This window comes from Okeania sp. SIO2B9, from assembly GCF_010672505.1.
In the GTDB taxonomy this organism is placed as follows: domain Bacteria; phylum Cyanobacteriota; class Cyanobacteriia; order Cyanobacteriales; family Microcoleaceae; genus Okeania; species Okeania hirsuta.
In genome coordinates, this window is record NZ_JAAHGK010001317.1 from 1 (window position 1) to 2,069 (window position 2,069).

The following is a 2,069-nucleotide window of genomic DNA, read 5'->3' on the forward strand; positions in this document are numbered from 1 at the left end:
CCTTACGGTTTAGTCCAGTCAATGCCCGCACTGAGGCGGTCTTCTTTTAGCACCCGATTCAGATCTAACATTGTCCCATCTCAAACACCCTATTAACTTTACTTTACCTTATAAAGCGACAAGTCTATTAACCTCCTCACAACCCACTACGAAAATTTAAAAGATGCCAAATCTACTCATGCTGATTCCATCAAAACAAAAATCCCCATTTCTCAAACAGACCGCAAATTCCTAGAAAATCTCATCTACAATAATGCCCTAGAAATTTGTATCGACGGTCTCAATGAATTCACCCCCGACACCCGCACTAAAATTAGTTATTTTGTCGAGCGTCATTTCCGGGGTCATATTCTCCTAGCAACACAACCCCTAGATTGGATTTCACCATTTATTCTCTGGTGAACTAAAGGTAATGCCCAACTACCCTTTTCTTCTGGAATGTAAGCCAAAGTACTGTATCCAAAAACTACCCCTATTGGTTGATTGACTCTTATTCTACCTGGAGTATGTTCATAAGTTCTTTCTTGAAGGGTAACTGCGTCTGGTCGCAACCAACCACTATGGTCTCCTACTAATAATGGTCTTTGATTCAATGTTATCTGTTTGATATAAACTTCCATCAATTTGTATCGTGATGGATAAAAATCTTCTAGAGTTTCGTAAACACTATGCCATCGTCGGCGAAATACTGGTGACAAAGATAATTCTGCTAGAGAATTAGGACTAGGGCTTAATATTGCTGCATCAGTAAGTTCAAACACAGCATCCTTCGCATTTTCCAACAGATGATATACTTAATTACGGAATAATTTTAACTTCAAATCAGGATAATTTTAACTTCAAATCAGGCATTTTGGCCAGATAATTTTTATTTAATGCCTGATTTTACCTGAAATAATTACCGACAAAAGGATTTGACGAGTAGAAGTTAGATAAGTAATACTAATTCGTATTACTTGTGGTTAGAAAATTACTCAGCTTCTCCAAAAGGCTAGACATGAGTATCATCCTTGTCTAGCTATTCAATCATAAAATTTGTACAGACTCAGTTTTAATCTCTAATAAATTTATCAGTTTAGCATCATTTGTCAATAACTTGGCATTCAATAACTGTGCTGTTGCTGCCACAATAGCATCAGGAAGTTTCAACCTGTAACTTTTCCGTAAAGCGATCGCTAAATCTTTAATTTGACTCTCAATACCAACTATTGTTATTTGAGCCAAAAAATTACGAATTTGTATTTCCTCAACTGGAGTCAAACTGGGATAAGAGAGTAACTCTATTTCAGTAATTATAGAAATAAAATATCTACCACCAGGTAGAGGGTTAACTAACCGCCCGCCTAAATAATACAAATGTGGTTTTGTATTTAGCACAATTAAATTTTCTGTCACTACCATTCATCCCTAATTTGTTGTTGATATTCCAAAGGGTCTATACTTAATTTTATTGTGCCTGCATACTCAGCCAAATCTACCTTTTGTTCTTCCACTTTTAACTCACAAGCAGCCAATAACTTTTCAATTTCTTGCCAGTCTTGATAGTCAATCAAAACTGCTACAGGGCGCATAGTTTCATCAGTAACTATTTTCTTCTTAAAATTCCGCATAATTTTCTCCTAATCTATGGATAAACTTTTCAAATAGCTAGGGAGAATGGTATTCGCCCTTTCTATATGTAGAGTCCCTGCGTAAGTCCTGATATCTCCAGGACTTACGCAAAAAAGGAAATTATACACCATTTGTAGGGGCGTTAACGATAGTTATGCTTCGCATAACTATCGTTAACGCCCCTACTAGATGTGATGGTTTTGCGTAAGTCTTGATATCTGCTTCATAAAACTGATACAAAGCGTCACATAACGTAACAAATTGATGTTTACTTCCTGCTTCTGCTGAGGCCGTCGGCGGTTACTCATCCACAGGCATTAACGGTCAAGCTAACCGCATCTCTACACTCTATACTTACATTTAAGTCTTTGTCAATTAACATAACTAAAAAAGTCCTCAAACCCTTACTACGCCGTTTTAGCGTAGGAAGCGGGATTTCAGGATAGGTCTACGTCTAT

General features: G+C 37.0%; 3 protein-coding genes. All 3 read right to left on the bottom strand.

Going from position 1 to position 2,069, the window contains the following annotated elements:
- Positions 1-344: 344 nt before the first annotated feature.
- Entirely contained in the window at positions 345-782 is a 438-nt protein-coding gene (locus F6K13_RS30250; protein ID WP_124146745.1) for a hypothetical protein, read from the bottom strand.
- 244 nt (positions 783-1,026) lie between these two features.
- Complete coding sequence (locus F6K13_RS30255; RefSeq protein ID WP_240039132.1) at positions 1,027-1,377, bottom strand: type II toxin-antitoxin system VapC family toxin; 351 nt, start codon at positions 1,375-1,377, stop codon at positions 1,027-1,029.
- A gap of 17 nt (positions 1,378-1,394) precedes the next feature.
- Positions 1,395-1,610, bottom strand: coding sequence for a hypothetical protein (locus tag F6K13_RS30260; RefSeq protein WP_124146747.1), 216 nt, complete (start codon positions 1,608-1,610; stop codon positions 1,395-1,397).
- Between the last annotated feature and the right edge of the window lie 459 nt (positions 1,611-2,069).

What these genes read in the sequence shown, in the direction of transcription:
- F6K13_RS30260 (WP_124146747.1), bottom strand. Translation starts at nt 1,610, where the DNA reads ATGCGGAATTTTAAGAAGAAAATAGTTACTGATGAAACTATGCGCCCT.